The following is a 17156-nucleotide window of genomic DNA, read 5'->3' as shown; positions in this document are numbered from 1 at the left end:
GGAAGTAGATTCATGGCACCGCTGAAGGTCAATTCCCCCAACGGCATACAAGCACATCAACCTTAACGCGAATGAAAATATATCCGGGCGCTGCGGAATCAGGCGTCGGCTGTGCGCAGCGCTTCGCGGAGCGTGACGGCGAGCGGCGCCTCCGCCTCGACGACGATGTCGGAGAGCTGCAACCAGCCGGCCAGGCGCCGCAGTTCCTGCGCCAGCGCTGTGATCATCTCGTCCGGCCGGCGCAGCTTCTCCTCGGCGAAGACGCCGAGAACCCGCAGCCGCCCGCCGGCGCGATCCGCCTTCAGGTCTACCCGCGCCTCGAGCCGGCCGCGATGCAGGAACGGCATGACGAAATAGCCGAAGACCCGCTTCGGCTCCGGCGTGTAGAATTCCAGCCGGTAGTGGAAATCGAAGATCCGCTCGGTGCGGGGACGGTGCCAGACCAGCGGGTCGAACGGCGACAGCAGCGCCGTCGGCGCCAGCCGTTTCGGGATCGGGGTTTCGACGGCGAAGTAGGCCGGCTGCTTCCAGCCGTCGACGCGCACCGGGGCAAGCGCCCCCTCCTCGACCAGCTGTTGCAGCGCCAGCCGCGCCTCGGCGACGGGCAGGCGGAAATAATCGCGGATGTCGATTTCCGTCGCCACGCCATGGGCGCGGGCGCCGGCAAGCGCCAGGGCGCGAATGGCATCGGCCTCGTCCGGCACGGTGGCGCCGGCGACATCAGACGGAATGACACGCTCGGCGAGGTCGTAGATGCGCTCGAAACCGCGCCGATGGCTCGTCGCCACCTCGCCCGTCCAGAACAGATATTCGAGCGCCGTCTTGCCCTTGTGCCACCCCCACCAGGGACCGCTGCGCTCGCCCGGATCGTCCAGTTCGCTCGCCGCCAGCGGCCCGCGACGGCCGATCTCGTCGATCACGGCGCGAAGATAACCGGGGTTTTCGGCCGCGAAGGTGACGAGCCCGCCATAGATGCCGACCCCGGCGGCGGCGCGCTTCATCCGCCATCGCATCAGCGGGTAATAGTCGAGCGGCAGCAGCGAGGCCTCATGCGCCCAGTATTCGAACAGCGCCCGCTTGGCCCCGCCCGCGAAGGCGCGCTCGTCGAGGGCGGCGCGGGAATAGGCGCCGAGCCGGCTGAACAGGGGCAGGTAGTGCGAGCGGACCAGCACATTGACCGAATCGAGCTGCAGCAGCCCCATCCGCTCGACCAGCGGCGCGAGCCGCCGCCACTGCGCCGGCGTGGCGTCGCGGCCGCCGCCGAAGCCCTGCGCCGCGAGCGCAACGCGGCGCGCCTCGTCGGCGGAAAGAGATCCCTGAATCAGACTTGGATGCACCGTCATGACCGGACTATCGCAGGCCGGCCCGACCGAAGCCAGTGCGGGCGGGGGACGACTCCCATTCGAGCCGCCTCGCCCCTCACCTCTCGGCTCAGGAGACCGTGCAAACAACACCCTCATCATGCTGAGGAGGCCCGCAGGGCCGTCTCGAAGCACGCAGAGCGGCTGTGCCATCGATGATTGCCCCTCGACCGTGCGTCCTTCGAGGCCCGAGCTGCGCTCGGGCACCTCAGGATGATGGGGATCGGGCGTGGCACGGCGGCTGGGCAGGGATACGCGAAGATCTCCTAAGGAGGGAGAGCTGGTGACAGAGCCCTCATGTTGAGATGGCGCGAGGACAAGCCCATCGGCCGCGCCACGCTCCGCCGTCATCCCGGCGAAGGCCGGGATCCAGACACACCGGCCTGTGGCCGATAGGCTCGGCCAAGCTTTCCTGGTCGGTGTTCATGGCCCCCGGCCTCCGCCGGGGCGACGGTGTCCTGCCCTTGGTGTCTGGGCCCATAATCCAGGACGCTCTCCTCTCACCTCTCCCTGAGGGAGAGGTCGATGGCAGTAGGCCGGCGGGTGAGGGTTTACGGCCTCACCGGAGAGTTTCCTAAACCCTCACCCGGAGCTTCGCTCCGACCTCTCCCTCAGGGAGAGGTGAAGACGACCAGACACTCAGGACTGCACGAGGTTGATCAGGCGGTCCTTGTCCAGCATCGGCGGCGGCGCCAGGTCGGGAAACAGGCGCCGGCTTTCGCCGAGGCCGGCGAGAAGCGCGGTGATCTCGGCCGCCGACATCGGCTTGGCCAGGTGGAAGCCCTGGACGTACTCGCATTGCAGCAGGCGCAGCAGCTGCAGCTGCTCGACCGTCTCGATGCCCTCGGCGACGACGGCGATGTCCATGGCGTCGCCGAGCGCGATCATCGACTGGATCAGCGCGTTGGCGGTCGGGTTGGTGCCGAGCTCCGAGATGAAGGATTTGTCGATCTTCAGCCAGTCGAACGGGAACTGGCGCAGATAGCCGATCGAGGAGAAGCCGGTGCCGAAATCATCCAGCGACAGGCCGAAGCCCATCGATTTCAGCCGCGCCAGCTTGCGCTTGGCGATGGTCGGGTTGCGCACCAAGAGCCCTTCGGTGAGCTCCAGCTTGAAGCGGTTCGGCACGACGTCATGCCGGCGGGCGATCGCGCCGAGATCGTTGGCGAAACTCGGATCGCGCAGCTGCGCCGGCGAGACGTTGATCGACATCTTCAGGCCCGGCCATTCGATCATGTCCTGGCAGGCGCGCTGGAACACGAACTTGCCGATGTCGTGGATGACGCCGGTCTCCTCGGCGACCGGGATGAACTCGGCCGGCGAGACGCGGCCGAACTCCTTCGAGTCCCAGCGGACCAGCGCCTCGACCGAGACGATGGCGAGGTCGCTCGCCCGCACGATCGGCTGGTAGGCGACCGAGAGCTCGTTGCCCTCGATGGCGCCGCGCAGCGCCATGCCGAGCCGCTTGCGGTGCAGCGCGCCGGTCTCCAAGCCCGAATGATAGGGCACCGCATCGCGCTCGGCGGCGTTCTTCGCCTGGTACATGGCGAGGTCGGCGCGGCGCAGCAGCTCGGCCGGCGTCACCTCGTTGCCGTCGGAAACGGCATAGCCGACCGCCGCCGTCACCTGGAACTGGAAGCCGGCGACGCTGAAGGGCTGGTCGAGCGCGTGCACCATGGCCGACGCGACGCCGGCGACGGCCGCCGAGGCGGAACGGCCGGTCAGCGCCACGGCGAACTCGTCGCCGCCGACGCGGGCGAAGCGGGCGTCGGGCGGCAGGATCATCGACAGCCGCTCGGCGAGCAGCCCCACCAGCTCGTCGCCGCCCGCATGGCCGATCGAATCGTTGACCGACTTGAAGCCGTTGACGTCGAGATAGATGATCGCCGCCTCGCCGGCATCGCAGGCATCGCTGAACTGGGCGCTGTCGCTCAGCTCGTTGAAGCCGTAACGGTTGGTGAGACCGGTCAGGCTGTCGGTGCGCGCCGCGGTGACGGCCTGGCGCTCGCTCAGCGCCTGCGAAAGGGCGAGGCGCCGCGCCCTGAGCACGGTCCACATCGCGATCAGACAGAACAGCAGCAGGCCGCCGGCGATCGGCGCCACGACATTGCGCAGCACCGCGAAGCCGGGCGTCGGCGGCGTCCAAACGAAGCGGCCGATCACCTCGCCATAGATGTCGCGGATCTCCGGAAAATCATTGTCCAGCTTGTCGAGGTTCTCGCGCTCGAGGCGGAGATCGTTGATGAGGAAGGTGCGGCCGAGCTCCGACAGGCGCTGGTTGCTCAGATAGAAGCCCATGACCAGGACCGGGAGATTCTCGGCCTTGACGGTGTCGACTTTCGACACGGGGGCGATGCGCGACACCGCGAAGAGCAGCGTGCCGGCGGCGGTCTCGACATAGGAGGAGCGCGCCGCGTTGTTCTCGATCGGCGCGGTGCGGATCAGCTCCTCGATCTTGGCGATCAGCTTCGGCGACATCACCGTTTCGGAATTCGGCGCGTCGGCCGGCGTCCACCAGCCATATTTCAGCTCGCGGTCGGGCGAGATGATCGCCAGGAAATCGGCGATCTGGGTGTCGATGATGCCGGTGCCGATATTCGCCTCGATCCAGGCGTTGTCGTCGCGGAGATAGGCGTCATAGGCCTCCTCCCACCACGAGTAGTCGTTGGCGAGACCCTGGACACGGGTATGCATCGCATCGACGCCGCCCATCACCATCGTGCGCGTCTGTTCAGCGGCCTGATCGTTCTGGCGATAGGCCATCCAGGCGACGCCCGAGATGACCGTCACGATCGTGACGACAATGCCGGCTACCAGATTGAATGTAATTCGCCCGGCGATCGGGTGAGACATGCGTCGCGTGTCCATCTCGTTTTTCTTTCGACGCTACCCTAGGCATCAGCCTTTTATGCGGCCTTAACCGGTTTACGACGATTTTAGCGATCGCTGGCGAACCGACCAGACCGAGCGCGGGGGCGACTGTGAAGGCACGATGCAATGCGGTCGGCTGGCCGCCGCCTCCCCTTCGGAACCGGCGGAGAGACACAGGAAATAGATCAGTAGACTTGTCTATAATATGGTTGACATTGCTTTGATTATGTCTCCAATTTCGATGCAATCACGTCCATTTAAAGTCTGGGTAGCGCTGCGGGGGCAACATGAACTTCCCACCGGATGATGATTCGGCTGGGATAGCGTCTTCGGGCGCTGTCGGTTGCCCATTTCATCCCAAAGTACCGACGAATAGCGAATTCGACGACTGGCTGCAGGCGGATCTGCGCTGCTCCGCCGGCAAGCGCGAGTTCCAGCTCGGCCGCTACACGGTCGCCCATGTCCGCAACGGCTACCAGTTCTCCGAGGCGCTCAACGCCTTCCGCCTCGACGTCGAGGACTACCGGAAGACCGGCTTCCTGGCGATCGTGGAGACGCAGCGGAGCTTTACCAATTCGGAAGACGAACTGCGCCTGCTCGCCCAGATCATGGTCGATGCCGGCCTGGCCGAGAGCGCCGGCGCGTTGGTGAACAGCGAGACCGTGGCGATCCCGTTCGAGGTCACCTGCCCGGTGACGGGGATCCCGACCGTCTACGAGTTCTTCCCGGTCGCCTTCTGCCCGCATGCCGCCGTCGTCGCCGACCCGCTCTACGACCCGGCGCTGAGCACGCCGTTCCTCGCCATCAACACGACGTCCGACGCCTTCGCCTTCGGCATGCTGGTGCGCGACCTCTGCCAGCGCCATTTCCACTGCGCGCCGCACGAGGTCACCGAGCGGCGCGAGCTGGAGCGGCTCTTACACAAATGCGCCACCGCCTGGCAGAAGATGTCGATCAACACCATCCAGGGCTACCAGAAGATCTCCGCGACCTTCGAGCGCGCGGTCCATCTTTCGGACGACCAGCAATCCTGGACGGCGCCGCACAACGATCCGGTGTTCGCCGAGCTCGCCAAGGAGCCGCACGACCACGAAATGCCCATCGTCTATGCGAACCGGCTTTGCGAGCGCTGGCTCGCCGCGCTATTCGACGGACAACGCTACCAGGCAAGCCGCGACGGACAGTCCGGCGGTATCCCAGCTTTCGACTTCAGGAAGTGATCGCATGAGCTACACGAACGACGAGGTCATCGAGGTCCGCGCGATCAGCGACGATCACAAGACGATCCACGCCAGCGCCGTCATCCCGAAGGATACGCTGCTCGGCTTCTTCGACGGCAAGGCGCTCTTGATCGATCTCGACAAGCAGGACGAGCTCGACGACTACTGGTGGCGCCAGTCGGTGCATCTGAAGCTGATCGGCCGCAAGCTGCTCTGCCTGCTGCCGATGGAAGAGCCCGCCGGCATCGACTTCCTCAACCATTCCTGCCACCCGAACACGCGGGTGGAGGATCAGCTCTATGTCTTCGCCGATCGCGAGATCCAGGAAGGCGAGGAACTGACCGCCGACTACCGGACGTTCGACCTGGTGCCGCAGGGTATCCGGTGCTGGTGCCCCGAGCCTCTCTGCGAGATCTGATGCCGTCCCAAGATACCAAGTCTGCCGCTGCGAAGCCTGCCGCCTCCAAGTCCACCGTCGCGCGAACCCGCTACTGGCGCGTCGCCGGCATCCTGCTGCTGATCGGCATCGAGGCGCTGCTGTTCGGCTATTCCTATCCGTTCTTCTCGCTCGCGCTGGAAAAGAAGGGCATCGCCACCTGGCTGATCGGCCTCAATGCCTCGATCGCCGGCGCCGGCATCCTGATCTTCGGCCCCTTCGTGCCCTGGCTGATCGACCGGATGGGCCTTCGCCTGCTGGTGGCGGCGCAGTTCGCGCTGTCGCTCGCCTCCTTCGCGGCCATCCTCGTCTTCGACGACATCGTCGTCTGGTTCGTGGCGCGCTTCGTCATGGGAACCTGCTTCTCGGCGCTCTGGACCACGACGGAGATCTGGCTGAACGGCGTCGTCGACGACAAGAATCGCGGGCGCATCGTCGGTGCATCGGGCACGCTCTATGCCGCCTGCCAGTTCATGGGCCCGCTGCTCCTCAGCGGCACCGGCTCGACCGGCAGCCTGCCGCTCGTCGCCGCGATGGTGCCGCTCGCCATCGGCGTCGCCGTGGCGCTGTCGATCCGCTCGGCGGTCGGCGAGGTCGAGGACGAGGAAGAGAGCGGCAACGCCCACACGCTGCGGATGTCCCTCACGCTCGCCGGCAGCCTGATCGCCGCCGCCTTCCTGACCGGCATCGGCGAGACGGCGATGCAGAGCCTGCTGCCGCTCTATGGCCTCGCGCACGGGCTGACCGACGCCGGCGCCTCGCGCCTGGTCGCCGTGTTCAGCCTCGGCGAGGCGGTGCTGATCGTGGCGCTCGGCTGGTTCGCCGACCGGCACGGCCGCCGGCTGACGCTGATCGGCTGCGCCGTGCTCGCCGTCGTCAGCACGCTGGCCTTCCCGCTCGTCATCGACAGGACGTTCCTGCTCGAGCCGGTGATCTTCCTCGCCGGCGGCACGGTATCCGGCCTCTACACGCTCGGCATCGTGCTGATCGGCCAGGATTATCGCGGCCAGCGGCTCGCCGTCGTCTCGACCGGCTTCGCCATGGCCTATTCGGCCGGCTCCGTCATCGGCTCAACGCCGATCGGCCTGCTGATGGACCTCTTCGGCGCCGAGGCGCTGCCCTTCTCGGTCGCGGCCGGCTTCATCGCGCTGCTGCTGTTCCTGGTGCGCCCGGGCCGCAAGCCGGCGGAAGCGTCGGCGGAGTGAGGCCGGGCCAAGCCTGCCGAACCGCCAACGGATCTCCCGGCGTCGCGCCGGGAGATCCCGGAGCGTCTGCCGGAAACGACGAAACGCTCCAGCTATTTGCCGGGTCGCGTTTTCTTCATGCGAACCGGTATCCGCTCCGCTCGAAGACGCTCTAGCCGTGAAACGGGCGGACCTCGACGGGCGCGCGACAGGCGATCGCCGCCTTGTGCCCCCAGGCCAGCGCCTCGTCGAGATCGGCCGCCTCCAGCACCCAGAAGCCGCCGATATGCTCCTTGGCCTCGACATAGGGCCCGTCGGTGACGACCACCTTGCCGTCGGGCTTGAGCCGCAGCGACCGCGCGCTCTCCGGCGAGCGCAATCCGCCGACGAACACCCGGATGCCGGCGGCGATCATCTCCTCGTTCAGCCGATCGATGGCATCCGACATGGCCGCATCCTCGACGGCGGCCGCGTCATCGTCATCGGGATGATGAATGGCGACCAGATACCGGGTCATGACGCCTCCTGAAGCCCACGGCCGGGCCTTCCGCCCCGCCTTCCCTGCCACGACGGACGGGCGGAGCGGAATTCGACAACGGCCGATCCGGCGGGCTCCGGCTCGACGCCGATGGAGCTGCTGATGGAACCGTTCAGCTCATTTCGATGATGATGCTGTCGGAACGGCACAATCCATGAAAGTTTTGCGAGCAGAGGGTACTATCAGCAGCTCAAGTCAAAGAGGCCAAATCGTGAGTTCAAATCGAGACGAATTCTCTGAGGCAACGAAGAGGGCTCTCGCAGGCCGTGCAGGGCATCGCTGTTCAATCTGCAAGACGCCGACGATTGGGCCTAGCGACGAGTCGCCTGCTTCATTTATGAACGTCGGTATCGCGTCCCACATCACCGCAGCAGCGCCGGGACAGGGCGCGAGACGATACGATGCTTCGCTCACACCAGAGCAAAGATCAGGTATCGACAACGGAATATGGTTGTGCCGTGGTTGCGACGGGATCGTTGATCGAGATGACGTGCGCTTTCCAGCCGAAACCCTGAAGCGCATCCGGCGTGACCACACCGAATTCGCCCGCTTGGGAACGCGCATCGAGACCGAAGTCGGGCTGATTGCCATCGGGCCTAATATCGTCGCTGGTGGGCAAGTTGTCCGCTTCAATGCGTCCGGCGTCGTCCTGCACTTGGCGTTCTTCTTGCTCGGTTCCGCCGAGGATCTTTTCGCTTTCGTCCGCCGTTTTGACGCTCAGTCGCCGCTGTCCCGATACGTTCTACTGAGTGAACTCGGCCTCGGCGGCCTCCTTGCTGAAGCACCAGAAGTCGCTCGGGAAGGAGCAGCGTGGAGCATGGCGTTTCAATGGCTGCCCGATGCCCGCCGCCGGCCAGCGTCCGAGCTGGCGGGAATGAACCGACACACCGGCAAGATGATCTTCGGAGAAGAGTACTGGAACCAGACCTTTGAGATGGTCCTTGAGCAGCCGACCGGCACCTGGTTTGCCGATATGGAGGGCGGAAGCCACCTTTCCGAGCTTTATGAATTGTTACGCGACTCGACCTGGTTTGAGCATCTCGTGAAGTGCGAACTGGTACGTCTCGCCTGCATTCCCGCTCCAGCCAGGCTCGGAAGACAAACCAGCGAATACCCCCCCTTGCTGTATGTTAGGCAGGTCCTCGGCGTGCGGATCCCGGACGCAACGCTTGTTGATGAACGTCTGCGTCTGAAGGTCGATTTTGATCTTGAAGGCCATGGCCGTTGGACCGGAGATTTGAGCCTGTACATCTATAGCCAGGAGGCTTTGCGGAGGGAGCGTGCAAAGGCTGCGTGGATGGCCGAGAACATCCGGCGTATCGAGAAAGAGGGGCGAATGCTGCCTAGTCCCATACCTTCTGACGGATGGGACATAGACGATGGTTTTCCTGATTGACCTAACGTCAGAACAGGTGCGTACAATCTGCCACCAACCAACAAAAAGGCCGCCCGAATTGCCTCGTGGCGGCCTTTTTTTCGCCCCGGATGCCGGAAATCAGAACGACATCTGCGTGCCGATTTCGACGACGCGGCCGGTCGGGATGTGGAAATACTCCGTCGCGTCGCTGGCGTTGATCGCCAGCTTGATGAACAGCTTGTCCTGCATGCGCGAGAACAGGTGGTGGCTCGCGGGCTTGATCGAGCGGCGCGACAGGAAGAACGACGTCGACATGATGTCGTACTTCCAGCCCTGCTTGCGGCAGAGGCCGAGCGCCTTCGGCACGTTCGGCGTCTCCATGTAGCCGAAGGTCATGAAGATCCGCGTGAAGCTGTCGTTGATCGGCTCGATCCGCACGCGGTCGGCGTCGTCGATATGCGGCGTGTTGCTGGTGACGACGGTGAGCAGCACGTTCTTCTGATGCAGCACGCGATAGTGCTTCAGGCTGTGCAGCAGCGAGGACGGCGCTGTCTCCGGATCCGAGGTCAGGAACACCGCCGTGCCGGGAACCCGGACGACGCTGCTCTTCTCGAGGTTCTTGACCAGCTCGCTGAGCGGCACGTCGGCGCGGCGGCTCTTCTCGAACAGGATCTTGGTGCCGCGCACCCAGGTGCGCATGACCGCCATGATCGCGACGGCGAAGAGGATCGGCAGCCAGCCGCCCTCCGTGATCTTCAGCAGATTGGCGCCGAGGAAGACGAGGTCGATGATCAGGAACGGCGCAATCAGCAGCACCGAAACCCACAGCGGCCAGCGCCAGAAGCGCCAGACGACGATGAAGGCGAGGCAGGCCGTGATCACCATTTCCGCCGTGACCGAGATGCCGTAGGCGGTGGCAAGCCGGCTCGACGAGCCGAACATGATGACGAGGAGCAGGACGGCGACCATCAGGATCGAATTGACCTGCGGCATGTAGATCTGGCCGGCATGCGTCTCCGACGTGTGCTCGATCTCCATGCGCGGCAGAAGCTTCAGCTGGATCGCCTGGCGGGTCATCGAGAAGGCGCCGGAGATCACCGCCTGCGAGGCGATCACCGTCGCCATCGTCGCGAGCAGCACGACCGGCAGCAGCGCCCATTCCGGAAACAGCAGGTAGAACGGGTTCTTGATCGCCGCCGGGTTGGCCAGCACCAGCGCGCCCTGCCCCAGATAATTGGCGGTCAGCGCCGGGAAGACGAAGGCGAGCCAGGCGGCCTGGATCGGCTTGCGGCCGAAATGGCCGAGATCGGCATAGAGCGCCTCGGCGCCCGTCACCGACAGGAAGGCGGCGCCGATGACCAGCAGGCTGGTATGGCCGTTGGTCGTGACATAGCGGACCGCATGATACGGATTGAGGGCTGCGAAGATGCCGGGATCGTCGGCGATGTGCATGAAGCCGCCGATGGTCATGACGATGAACCAGAGGGCGGTGATCGGCCCGAACCAGGCGGCGACCTTGGCGGTGCCGTAGCGCTGGACCAGGAAGAGCGCGGTGATGATGACGATGGTGATCGGGATGACGTAGCCATCGAAGGCGGGCGTGACGAGCGTCAGGCCCTCCACGGCCGATAGCACCGAGATCGCCGGCGTGATCACCGCGTCGCCGTAGAACAGCGCCGCGCCGGCGACGCCGAGCACGAAGATGATGGGGGCCGATCGACCCGTCGCGCGCAGCGCCAGCGCCATCAGCGAAAGCGTGCCGCCCTCGCCATTGTTGTCGGCGCGCAGCAGGATGACGACGTATTTGAGCGTCACGATGATCGTGAGCGTCCAGATGATCAGCGAAATGACGCTGATCACGTCCTCGCGGTAGAGATCGCCATGCGCCCGCTCGGCCGCATGCAGCGCCTCGCGCAGCGCGTAGATGACGCTGGTGCCGATGTCGCCATAGACGACGCCGACCGAACCGAGCGCGAGGGTGAAGAACCCAGCATGAGCTACCGCTGCGCCGCCACTTTCCTCGGAGGCGGTTCCGGGTGGCGCTTCATGGGCCACATCCGGAGTTGGGGTCCCGGTGCCGGAACCCGGAGCATTCAGAGCCATGAACTGGTCATCTCATTCACCGCACCCGCTGGCGGCCGCGCGTGCTTATAGCAGATGGCGTGTGGCGCACAACGCGCACGGTCAAAACGGCGCAATCCCCGACGTCAGGGCGATCATAGCAGCCGCGCCGCGCCGTCACATCCCCAAAACGTCGGCAGAACGGGCGGGATGCCGGTCCCGCCCGCATCACCGTTATCTGCCTAGCCGTCCGCCATCGCCATCAGCGAGGCGTTGCCGCCGGCGGCCGCGGTGTTGACCGAGATCACCTGCTCCTCGGCGAAGCGGAGCAGATAGTTGGGCCCGCCCGCCTTCGGGCCCGTGCCGGAGAGGCCGGAGCCGCCGAAGGGCTGGGTGCCGACGACGGCGCCGATGACATTGCGGTTCACATAGACATTGCCGACGGCGAGCTTTTCCACGATGGCGTCGACCGTCTCGTCGATGCGGCTGTGGATGCCGAGCGTCAGGCCGTAGCCGGTGGCGGCGACGGAAGCGATCACCCTGTCGAGCTCCTTCGCCTTCCAGCGCACCACATGCAGGATCGGCCCGAACACCTCGCGGTCGAGCGTCTTCGCCTCCCTGAGCTCGATGATGGCAGGCGCGACATAGGTCCCGGCGTTGGGCACCCTGCCCTCGAAGCGAACGGTCTCCGTCTTCCGCATCGCCGCGAGGTGGCGGTCGAGATTGCCCTTCGCCTCGGCATCGATCACCGGGCCGAGATCGGTCTTCGGATCGCGCGGATCACCGACCTTGAGCTCGGCGGCGGCGCCTTCGATCATCTCCAGCATGCGGTCGGCGACATCCTCCTGCAGATAGAGGATGCGCAGCGCCGAGCAGCGCTGGCCGGCCGAGCGGAAGGCGGAGGCGACGACGTCGTCGGTCACCTGCTCCGGCAGCGCCGTCGCGTCGACGATCATGGCGTTCAAGCCACCGGTCTCGGCGATCAGCGGCACGATCGGTCCCTGCTTCGCGGCGAGCGAGCGGTTGATCGACCAGGCCGTCTCGGTCGAGCCGGTGAAGGCGACGCCCGCGGTTAACGGATGGTTTACAAGACGGGCGCCGATTTTGCCGTCGCCGGGTGCCAGCTGACAGGCCGCGACGGGCACGCCCGCCTCGTGCAGCAGCCGGATCGCCTCGAAGGCGATGACCGGCGTCTGCTCGGCCGGCTTGGCGACGACCGCGTTGCCGGCCGCGAGCGCCGCCGTCACCTGACCGAGGAAGATCGCGAGCGGGAAGTTCCAGGGCGAAATCGCGACGAAGACGCCGCGACCACGATATTGCAACTCGTTGCGCTCGCCGGTCGGCCCCGGCATGCGGATCGGCTGGCCGAAATGCCGGCGCGCCTCGGCGGCGTAGAAACGGCAGAAATCCGTCGCTTCGCGCACTTCCGACAGCCCGTCGGCCAGCGTCTTGCCGGCCTCGCGGGCGAGCAGGCTCATCAGCCGGTCACGGTTCGCCTCCAGCAGATCCGCCATCTTTTCGAGCGCGGCGGCGCGCTCCTCGACCGGCGTCGCCTGCCAGGCGCGAAAACCCTTCAGTCCCGCCTGCATGACGGCGTCGACGGCATCCTCGGGCAGGGAAACGACGGATCCGACCACCGTCCGTCCGTCGACCGGGCTCAGCACCGGCTGCGGCTTGCCGTCTTCGAGCGGCGTCGCCACCACCGGCTTGGCCACCAGCGCCGTGCCGTCCTCCGCCTTCATGCCCTCGACCAGCGCCGCCAGTGTCGCGGCATGGCCGAATTCGAGCCCGGCCGAGTTGCGCCGGCTCGCGCCATAGAGATCCGCCGGCAGGGCCAAGTTGCGGTTGCGGGCGCGCGCGCCGCCTTCCAGCGTCGTGTCCGGGCGGTGGAGCAGGTTCGCGATCGGCACCGAGCGATCGCCGACCACCGCGACAAACGAAGAGTTCGCGCCGTTTTCGAGCAGGCGGCGGACGAGATAGGCGAGCAGGTCGCGATGGCCGCCGACGGGCGCGTAGATGCGGGTCGAGACGGTCGGTACGCTCTCATGCACCGCCTTGTGCAGCGCCTCGCCCATGCCGTGCAGGCGCTGCAGCTCGAAGCCGCTCGCTTCGCCGGCCATCTCGAGGATAGTCGCGACGGTCAGCGCATTGTGGGTGGCGAATTGCGGGAAGATGCGCGGCCGCAGATCCAGCAGTTTTCGCGCGCAACAAAGATAGTTCTGGTCGGTCGCCGCCTTGCGGGTGAAGACGGGATAGTCGTCGAGCCCGCGCTCCTGCGCCCGCTTCACCTCGGTGTCCCAATAGGCGCCCTTGACCAGGCGGACCATCAGCTTGCGATCGAGCGTCTTCGCCAGCTCGCCGATCCAGTCGATCACGGCGGCGGCGCGCTTCTGATAGGCTTGGATGGCGAGACCAAAGCCGTCCCAGCCGGCGAGCGAGGGATCGGCGAGCGCCGCCGCGATCACGTCGAGCGACAGCTCCAGCCGGTCCGCCTCCTCGGCGTCGACAGTGAAGTTCAGGTCGTAGGACTTGGCCTGCCCGGCCAGCTTCACCAGCTGCGGCACCAGCTCCGCCATGACGCGAGCATGGTTGGTGGCCTCGTAGCGCGGATGCAACGCCGAGAGCTTGACCGAGATGCCGGGACGGTCGGGCAGCGCCTTCTTGCCGGCGCCCTTGCCGATGGCATCGATCGCCATGGCGTAGCTGTCGAAGTAGCGCTGCGCGTCCTCGGCCGTGCGGGCGCCCTCGCCCAGCATGTCGTAGGAATAGCGGAAGCCCTGCTTTTCCAAGGTCTTGGCGCGCTTCAATCCATCCTGGATCGTCTGGCCCAGCACGAAGTGATAGCCGAGGAAGCGCATCGCCTGGCGCGTCGCGGTGCGTACGGTGGGCGTGCCCAGGCGCTTGACGAGGCCGGCGATGATGCCGTCGGCGCTGTCGGTCGGCGTCACGATGCGGGCCGAAAGGCCGAGCGCCCAGGTAGACGCGGAGACGAACCAGCCCTCCGCCTTGCCGCTATGCTCGCTCCAGTCGGCGCCGCCGAGCTTGTCCTCGATCAGGCGGTCCTGCGTCGCCGCGTCCGGCACGCGCAGCAGCGCCTCGGCCAGCACCATCAGCGCCAGCCCCTCGCGGGTCGAAAGGCCAAATTCGCGCAAGAAATCCTCGATGCCGCCGACGGCGCCGGACTGACCGCGGATCGCCTCGATGAAGGCTGTGGCGCGCCGGTCGATGCGTGTCTCGGCGCTGGCGTCGAGCATGGCGCCACGGATCGCGTGGCGGATCAGCGCGGCGTCGTCACCGGCATAGGGGGCGCGGAAGGGTTCGTAGGCGGCGGTCGGCATGAAAGGCTCCGGAATGGCGTTGGCCGCACTCTATCGCCTCCGGAAGCGCTGCTTTGGGGTTTGATGCCAGCCAAAACCGTGATTATCTCGGCAAGATTCGTCTCTGCCGTGATTTTCACTATCCTTCCCGCCACAAGCCGATGGATGCTCCGATGACCATCACCGACGACGATCTCGCTCGCTTCGCGGCGCAGGGTGCCGCCCCGCTGCCGCTGACAGGACGGCAGGGCTATGTGGCGCATCGTGGCGCCCGCATCTGGCAGGCGCAGTTCGGCAGCGGCGCGCCGGTGATCCTGCTGCATGGCGGGCTCGGGAATAGCGGCAATTGGGGCTACCAGGTGCCGGCGCTGGTCGAGGCCGGTTACGCCGTCACCGTCATCGACAGCCGTGGCCATGGCCGCAGCACGCGCGATGGTCAGCCCTACTCGTACGACCTGCTGGCCGCCGATGTCCTCGCGGTGATGGACGAGCTGGAAATGCCGAAAGCGGCGATCGTCGGCTGGAGCGACGGCGCCTGCGCCGGGCTCGCGCTGGCGCGCAGCCATCCGGAGCGGGTTTCCGGCGTGCTCTTCTTCGCCTGCAACGTCGATGCGAGCGGCACCAAGCCCTTCGTTCCGACGTCGGTGATCGATAACTGTTTCAGCCGTCATGTCGCGGATTATGCGGCGCTTTCCGTGACGCCGGACGATTTCAAGGCCTTCTCCGAGGCGGTCGGCGTCATGCAGCGGACGCTCCCCGACTACAGCCCCGCCGACCTCGCCGGGATCGACGCGCCGGTCCTCGTCCTGCAAAGCACGGACGATGAGTTCATCAAGACCGAGCATGCCGAATATCTGGCCCGGACCCTTCCGCGCGCCCGCCTGCGCCTCCTCGAAGGCGTCACCCATTTCGCGCCGCTGCAGCGGCCGCACCTTTTCAACGCCGAGGTCCTCGACTTCCTGGCGACCCTGCCCTCCGACTGACCGCATTCATTCGAGAAAGACCCGAACCGCATGGACCGCATCGACCGCGCCATCCTGAAGGCCCTGCAGGCGGATGGCCGCATCACCACGCTGGAGCTCGCCGCCAAGGTCAACCTGTCGCCGACCGCGACCGCCGACCGCGTCAAGCGGCTGACCCGCGAGGGCTACATCGAGGGCTATCACGCGCGCCTTTCGGCGGAGAAGCTGGATCTCGGCCTGCTCGTCTTCGTCGAGGTGAAGCTCGACCGCACGACGCCGGACGTGTTCGACCATTTCGCCACCGCCGTCCGCCGCGCGTCGGAGGTGATGGAATGCCACATGGTGGCGGGCGGCTTCGACTATCTGATCAAGGCCCGCGTCAGCGACATGAACGCCTACCGCGCCTTCCTCTCCGACAGCCTGCTGTCGCTCCCCGGCGTGCGCGAGACGCATACCTACGCCGTGATGGAGGAGGTGAAGAACACGGATTTGTTGCCGCTTTAGGCGGGGGACGCCGCAAGTGGCAGATCGTGCAACGCTCCGATATCCAACATCCTGAGGAGCCTTGCGCAAGCATGGCGTCTCGAAGGACGCACGGCATAAGGGCAACTCATCCATCGCATCCGCGCTCTGCGTGCTTCGAGACGGCCCTTCGGGCCTCCTCAGCATGTTGGGGCCTTGTTCAGCAAAGACGTCCTCCGCGCCTCCAGGTCCTGGGGACCTGCGAGCCTCCCCATGTCGCGGCTGCATGGATCCCGGGTCAAGCCCGGGATGACGGCGAGGTTGGGGCTGGCAGCACGGCGAGCCTGAGCCGCCGGCACGCGGGACATCCCCAAAAGAATCCCAACAAAAAGCCCTCCCCCGCGGCGCGGGAGAGGGCCAGGTTCCGGTCAGGCCGATCCGATTAGAACGGCGAGTCGGGGTAGTAGAAGTCCTTGGCGTTGTCCTTCGTCACCAGCGTGGCGTCGAGGATGTAGTTGCCGCGGACCGGCAGGTGGTCGTAGAGACCGGCGGCCGTCAGGTCCATCGCGACGGCGACCATCGCCGGCGGATAGAGGATGTCGACCGGGATCATCTTGTCGCCGTCCATGACCTTCTTGATCATGTCCTTCATGCCGGCACCGGCGATGACGAACTGGATGTCTTCGCGCTTGGCCTGGTTGATGGCCTCGAGCACGCCGACGGCCATGTCGTCGTCCTGGGTCCAGACCGCGTCGATCTGCGGGAACTTGGCCAGGTAGTCCTGCATGACCTTGAACGCGTCGTCACGGCTCCAATTGCCGAACTGGCGATCGAGAACCTTGATCTCGCTGCCGGCGATGCCCTCGTCGAAGCCCTTGTTGCGCTCTTCGTCGATGACGATCGGCAGGCCGCGGATGACGACGACGTTACCCTTGCCGTTCAGCTTTTCCTTGATGTACTCGCCGGCGACGCGGCCGAGCGCCGGGTTGTTGCCGGCGACGTAGAGGTCGGCGACCGTGTTGTCGGTGAGCGCGCGATCGACGACCGTGATGAACACGCCCTTGTCCTTGACCTGGCGGATCGGATCCGTCAGCTCGTCGGAATTGTGCGGCAGGGTGACCAGGGCGTCGATGCCCTGCGTGGTCAGGTCCTGCAGGGCGTTCGCCTGCGACGCGCCATCCGGCGACGTCTTGACGATGACCTTGAGGCCCGGATAGCGCTGCTCGAGGCGCTTGGCCTGCTCCTGGGCGTGGTAGACGACGCCGCCGGTCCAGCCATGGTCGGCAGCCGGAATCGAGACAGCGATCGTCTTGGTTTCCTGCGCCTGGGCGAAACCGGCGACGAGCATGAGGCCCGCCGCGACGGATCCAAGTAGAAGCTTACGCAT

General features: G+C 66.0%; 12 protein-coding genes. 6 read left to right on the top strand and 6 right to left on the bottom strand.

Annotated elements, in window-relative coordinates:
• Nucleotides 1–98: 98 nt before the first annotated feature.
• The gene (locus tag K32_RS07345; protein WP_201403391.1) at nt 99–1343 is read right to left on the bottom strand and encodes a winged helix-turn-helix domain-containing protein; all 1245 of its coding nucleotides are present in this window, start codon (nt 1341–1343) and stop codon (nt 99–101) included.
• A gap of 657 nt (nt 1344–2000) precedes the next feature.
• Nucleotides 2001–4214 (bottom strand): bifunctional diguanylate cyclase/phosphodiesterase, encoded by a 2214-nt coding sequence (locus K32_RS07340; RefSeq protein ID WP_201403390.1) that lies wholly within the window; start codon nt 4212–4214, stop codon nt 2001–2003.
• Nucleotides 4215–4519: 305 nt separating this feature from the next.
• Here K32_RS07340 and K32_RS07335 point away from each other — a divergent pair, with 305 nt between their 5' ends.
• Genes K32_RS07335 through K32_RS07325 form a run of 3 tightly spaced genes read left to right on the top strand, consistent with a single transcriptional unit; the run spans nt 4520 to nt 7093 of the window.
• Nucleotides 4520–5452, top strand: a complete 933-nt coding sequence (locus tag K32_RS07335) for a hypothetical protein (protein WP_201403389.1) — start codon at nt 4520–4522, stop codon at nt 5450–5452.
• A 4-nt stretch (nt 5453–5456) separates the two neighbouring features.
• Nucleotides 5457–5870 (top strand): SET domain-containing protein, encoded by a 414-nt coding sequence (locus K32_RS07330; RefSeq protein WP_201403388.1) that lies wholly within the window; start codon nt 5457–5459, stop codon nt 5868–5870.
• Entirely contained in the window at nt 5870–7093 is a 1224-nt protein-coding gene (locus K32_RS07325) for an MFS transporter (RefSeq protein WP_201403387.1), read from the top strand. The genes K32_RS07330 and K32_RS07325 overlap by 1 nt, the downstream gene beginning before the upstream one ends.
• A gap of 151 nt (nt 7094–7244) precedes the next feature.
• On the opposite strand, the gene K32_RS07320 is transcribed toward K32_RS07325, so the two are convergent.
• Nucleotides 7245–7589, bottom strand: a complete 345-nt coding sequence (locus K32_RS07320; protein WP_201403386.1) for a YciI family protein — start codon at nt 7587–7589, stop codon at nt 7245–7247.
• A gap of 358 nt (nt 7590–7947) precedes the next feature.
• Between K32_RS07320 and K32_RS07315 the strand changes: the two genes are divergently transcribed.
• Nucleotides 7948–9006: a hypothetical protein gene (locus K32_RS07315; RefSeq protein WP_201403385.1), complete on the top strand. Its 1059-nt coding sequence runs from the start codon at nt 7948–7950 to the stop codon at nt 9004–9006.
• Between the two features lie 99 nt (nt 9007–9105).
• On the opposite strand, the gene K32_RS07310 is transcribed toward K32_RS07315, so the two are convergent.
• Together K32_RS07310 and putA are read right to left on the bottom strand one after the other, a co-directional pair.
• Nucleotides 9106–11070 (bottom strand): potassium transporter Kup, encoded by a 1965-nt coding sequence (locus K32_RS07310; RefSeq protein ID WP_201403384.1) that lies wholly within the window; start codon nt 11068–11070, stop codon nt 9106–9108.
• Between the two features lie 200 nt (nt 11071–11270).
• The gene (putA, locus tag K32_RS07305) at nt 11271–14366 is read right to left on the bottom strand and encodes a bifunctional proline dehydrogenase/L-glutamate gamma-semialdehyde dehydrogenase PutA (RefSeq protein WP_201403383.1); all 3096 of its coding nucleotides are present in this window, start codon (nt 14364–14366) and stop codon (nt 11271–11273) included.
• A gap of 152 nt (nt 14367–14518) precedes the next feature.
• Between putA and K32_RS07300 the strand changes: the two genes are divergently transcribed.
• The gene (locus tag K32_RS07300; protein WP_201403382.1) at nt 14519–15328 is read left to right on the top strand and encodes an alpha/beta fold hydrolase; all 810 of its coding nucleotides are present in this window, start codon (nt 14519–14521) and stop codon (nt 15326–15328) included.
• Nucleotides 15329–15358: 30 nt separating this feature from the next.
• Nucleotides 15359–15811, top strand: a complete 453-nt coding sequence (locus K32_RS07295) for an Lrp/AsnC ligand binding domain-containing protein (RefSeq protein WP_201403381.1) — start codon at nt 15359–15361, stop codon at nt 15809–15811.
• A gap of 400 nt (nt 15812–16211) precedes the next feature.
• Here K32_RS07295 and K32_RS07290 read toward each other — a convergent pair whose 3' ends face one another.
• On the bottom strand, nt 16212–17156 hold the full coding sequence (locus K32_RS07290) for an ABC transporter substrate-binding protein (RefSeq protein ID WP_201403380.1): 945 nt from the start codon (nt 17154–17156) through the stop codon (nt 16212–16214).

This window comes from Kaistia sp. 32K, from assembly GCF_016629525.1.
In the GTDB taxonomy this organism is placed as follows: Bacteria; Pseudomonadota; Alphaproteobacteria; order Rhizobiales; family Kaistiaceae; genus Kaistia.
This window is presented reverse-complemented; position numbering and strand designations above follow the sequence as displayed.

Excerpts from the sequence above, each read along its gene's own strand:
- K32_RS07345 (WP_201403391.1), bottom strand. The coding sequence starts at position 1,343 with ATGACGGTGCATCCAAGTCTGATTCAGGGATCTCTTTCCGCCGACGAG.
- K32_RS07340 (WP_201403390.1), bottom strand. The coding sequence starts at position 4,214 with ATGTCTCACCCGATCGCCGGGCGAATTACATTCAATCTGGTAGCCGGC.
- K32_RS07335 (WP_201403389.1), top strand. The coding sequence starts at position 4,520 with ATGAACTTCCCACCGGATGATGATTCGGCTGGGATAGCGTCTTCGGGC.
- K32_RS07330 (WP_201403388.1), top strand. The coding sequence starts at position 5,457 with ATGAGCTACACGAACGACGAGGTCATCGAGGTCCGCGCGATCAGCGAC.
- K32_RS07325 (WP_201403387.1), top strand. The coding sequence starts at position 5,870 with ATGCCGTCCCAAGATACCAAGTCTGCCGCTGCGAAGCCTGCCGCCTCC.
- K32_RS07320 (WP_201403386.1), bottom strand. The coding sequence starts at position 7,589 with ATGACCCGGTATCTGGTCGCCATTCATCATCCCGATGACGATGACGCG.
- K32_RS07315 (WP_201403385.1), top strand. The coding sequence starts at position 7,948 with ATGAACGTCGGTATCGCGTCCCACATCACCGCAGCAGCGCCGGGACAG.
- K32_RS07310 (WP_201403384.1), bottom strand. The coding sequence starts at position 11,070 with ATGGCTCTGAATGCTCCGGGTTCCGGCACCGGGACCCCAACTCCGGAT.
- putA (WP_201403383.1), bottom strand. The coding sequence starts at position 14,366 with ATGCCGACCGCCGCCTACGAACCCTTCCGCGCCCCCTATGCCGGTGAC.
- K32_RS07300 (WP_201403382.1), top strand. The coding sequence starts at position 14,519 with ATGACCATCACCGACGACGATCTCGCTCGCTTCGCGGCGCAGGGTGCC.
- K32_RS07295 (WP_201403381.1), top strand. The coding sequence starts at position 15,359 with ATGGACCGCATCGACCGCGCCATCCTGAAGGCCCTGCAGGCGGATGGC.
- K32_RS07290 (WP_201403380.1), bottom strand. The coding sequence starts at position 17,156 with ATGCGTAAGCTTCTACTTGGATCCGTCGCGGCGGGCCTCATGCTCGTC.